Raw genomic sequence first — 3,237 nt, 5'->3', positions numbered from 1 at the left:
AAAAGGCCGTGTATCCTAGGGCTATTCTAAAGGTACTTCAGAGGAGAGCACTACACGTCATAAGGCTTAAATCAGCAAAAAGCCGTGTATTCCGGAAGCAAGCAGCGTTAATGCCCCCAGAAAATAGCCCCCAAAAGTGGAAAAGGGGGAAGAATATAATCTCAAAATATTATTTCCAACCTCGAAGGTGCTGAGTATCCAAAATAGTGTAAAACAGGCCCGAATAAGTGAAATAGGGCCTGTTTTTCCATTACAAGCGTATAGTAACTATACAGTAAAACTGCTATACAGAATAGCTATACAGCAAACAACTATATAGGAAAATAGCTATACAAAGAAACAACTATACGTAATTCCTTTACAGAAAAAGCACCTATGTGGAAAAACTTTACAGAACAAGCACCTATACGGAAAAACTGTTCAGAAAAAAGCAACTTTACAGAAAAAGCAACTTTACAGAAAAAGCAACTATACAGGAGGACATTATGAAACTCAATATCGACTTTATAAATGGGAACACTAATAAATCCTTGATCAAGATGTTTATTCCATTACTCATGGCTATGACACTTACCATGATTTACAGCATGGTGGATAGTCTGTGGGTTGGAAACATGTTAGGTGAGCATGGGCTGTCAGCATTGACGGCATGTACAGCGATAGTACTGATAATGAGTTCATTATCTATGGGAATGGGAAATGGAATATCAGTAATGATCGCGCAGATGATTGGAGCTAAGGATAAAAAGGGCATATCCGGAGGAAGTGCAACTATCATCACTTTATCAGCTGTGCTTTCCGTTTTGGGTTGTATAATTGCGGAAATTCTTGTCACACCTGTTTTGACACTGATGGGAACTCCTGCGGTTATTATGGCAGAGGCATCCATGTACTTGAAAATCTATCTTGTCGGAAATGTGGCACTTTTTATTTATGTGCAGTTTACATCGATTTTCAGAGCCTTTGGAGATTCGGTTTTCCAGATGATAGGGATGATAATTCCGGCACTATTCAATGCTATTGCAGATCCCTTTATGATAAAAGCTTATGGATTAAAAGGAGCGGCCATCGCAACGATCGTTTCGGAAATTCTATGTCTGGTTTTTGCGATTTTCTATCACATGAAGAAAAGATACTTTTCTTTTGACTTTCATGAGATGAGTTTGAAGCATGTGACTACAATGATGAAACTCTGCATACCTACGTCAATTCAGGCTGTTATGCCTGCGGTAAGTTCGGCTGTTATGATTTCATTCATTGCACCGTTTGGCACAGTGGCAATGGCGGGATTTGGCGTGGCAAGAAACATTGAATACCTCATGTTCATGCCGACGACAGCCATGTGCATGGCAGTAACGTCTATAGTTGGACAGTGTAGCGGCGCCGGGAGATATGACAGGGCAAAAGACTATCTGAAATCAGCTGTGATTTTTGGAGCCATCATGATTGCAGCTATCAGTGCGGTGGTTATCATTTTTTCAGGAAATCTGACAGCTGTATTTGGGCAGGAAGAAGAGATAGCTCAGGTTGTGAGAGAGTATTTCAGGATACTAAGTATTGGGTATGTGCTTTATATGATAACCAGCTGCCTGCAGGGATATCTCACCGGGATTGGCAGACCTGAAAAAGCCATGCTGATACTTATTGTCTATTACATTATCATAAGGATTCCGGCAGCGATGATTTTGAAAAATGTGTTTGGGCTTGGTGGTGTATGGATGGCATTTTTGGTAAGTCATGTTGTCAGTATTGTCTTTGCATTTATAATATATACAGGAGAAATAAGGAACTCGGAGAAATCACAGGCAGCAGAAGGAAGACTTCATAGCTGCTAAAATTGCTCAGGGGACGGGCTATAGGGCCGAAATGGAAGTGGAGCACTAAACCCGTCCCCCGGGGAGTATTCGCCATGTCGTTGACAGCTAACAACGCGTTGAATATACTTAAAACTAAGAAAAAACGAAAGAAAGGAGCACATGAATGACCTGGAAAACATGCAACATTCATCTGATGAAAGGTAGTGTATTGGCTGTTTACGGGGATAGTGCGCTCTTTTTTAGGTGAAAATCGGCAGATAAATCGGTAATCCTACACAAATATTAAGAGGCATTATCTCCTTATTCTTTTCAAACAAAAAGACTAAGGAGATTTTTTATTATGGAAAAGAAAACAGCTAGAAAACAGACTTATAAGCTACTGGGAATTGATGCAGTATCAGGACTTGAAATCGGAGGAGCAGCCTGGGTGGCGCTACTTTATGCAAGAGGATTCAGCATTATTGAAATTGGATTCTTGGAAAGCATTTTTCACATAACCAGTATGGCTTGTGAAATACCATGATTCCTTCAGACCAGAGAGCAACGCTTATGTCGGTGAATTCATTTGCGTTTTCAGTCGTAATGATTGTGTTGTCTCCGGTATTTGGAGTATTGTTTTCCTAATAGATGAAAAATTAATACCTATCCAAATCCGATATTTATTGCGGATTTGGATAGGTATTTTAGAAATCATTAAATCTGATATTTCACGCAATGGCTCTTCCAAGTGCAGAGCAGTTCTCCAGATCGTCACCGGAAGGTGCATTATTGGCAATAACGCTGTCTGTTACAAGATTTGCGTTATCGGATTTGCATCTTTCTTCCCAGTCACGCATCCACTGACCATCACCCCAACCATAAGAACCGAAGAGTACGACTTTTTTGCCGGATAAAGAGTTTTCTACCGATGTGAACATTGGATCAAACTCAGTTTCCTCAAGAACTTCTGCTCCCATAGCAGGACAACCGAATGCTATTGCATCGTAGCCTGAAACAAGAGATGAATTGAACTCAGAAGGTGTGAACATATCTACCGATGCACCGCTGCTTTCTGCACCCGCTTTTACTGCCTCAGCCATTGACTGAGTATTACCGGTTCCACTCCAATAAACAATTGCTATTTTACTCATACTTTTTATCATTCCTTTCACTTCGCTCAGGCACAAACATGGAATGAAAAAATCTGTCTGTGCATCCCCTCTACATTTTCTCAATAAAGCCTTATACTATACTAAGGAACAGCGGTATACTACAGAGCACGAGAGGAGGTGTGGCGAAGTAGTTTATTTCGACCCCGTATACTTATATGTGTCGTCGCCCTCACAAGTACAAACAAGTGGGACATTGAGCCCGGACTCTTAGCATTGGTATAAGCCAACTTATATAGTCACAGGACGACAGTCAATGCTGCTGTTCCCTT

At 40.8% G+C, this 3,237-nt stretch carries 4 protein-coding genes; 3 read left to right on the top strand and 1 reads right to left on the bottom strand.

The features are described 5' to 3' along the window. The 3 genes from G586_RS26840 to G586_RS0121130 form a co-directional block, all read left to right on the top strand. On the top strand, window positions 1–194 hold a 194-nt coding region (locus G586_RS26840; protein WP_035773915.1), incomplete at its 5' end, for a hypothetical protein. Window positions 195–485: 291 nt separating this feature from the next. After that, complete coding sequence (locus G586_RS24370; RefSeq protein ID WP_155834336.1) at window positions 486–1,835, top strand: MATE family efflux transporter; 1,350 nt, start codon at window positions 486–488, stop codon at window positions 1,833–1,835. A gap of 322 nt (window positions 1,836–2,157) precedes the next feature. After that, entirely contained in the window at window positions 2,158–2,340 is a 183-nt protein-coding gene (locus G586_RS0121130; protein ID WP_026529294.1) for a hypothetical protein, read from the top strand. 184 nt (window positions 2,341–2,524) lie between these two features. Here the strand turns inward: G586_RS0121130 and G586_RS0121125 are convergent, their stop codons facing one another. Beyond that, window positions 2,525–2,947 (bottom strand): flavodoxin, encoded by a 423-nt coding sequence (locus G586_RS0121125; protein WP_026529293.1) that lies wholly within the window; start codon window positions 2,945–2,947, stop codon window positions 2,525–2,527. Window positions 2,948–3,237: the final 290 nt, after the last annotated feature.

Source organism: Butyrivibrio sp. VCD2006 (assembly GCF_000423925.1).
Lineage (GTDB): Bacteria > Bacillota > Clostridia > Lachnospirales > Lachnospiraceae > Butyrivibrio.
This window is presented reverse-complemented; position numbering and strand designations above follow the sequence as displayed.

Coding starts and splice junctions, on each gene's coding strand:
- G586_RS24370 (WP_155834336.1), top strand. CDS start 486: ATGAAACTCAATATCGACTTTATAAATGGGAACACTAATAAATCCTTG.
- G586_RS0121130 (WP_026529294.1), top strand. CDS start 2,158: ATGGAAAAGAAAACAGCTAGAAAACAGACTTATAAGCTACTGGGAATT.
- G586_RS0121125 (WP_026529293.1), bottom strand. CDS start 2,947: ATGAGTAAAATAGCAATTGTTTATTGGAGTGGAACCGGTAATACTCAG.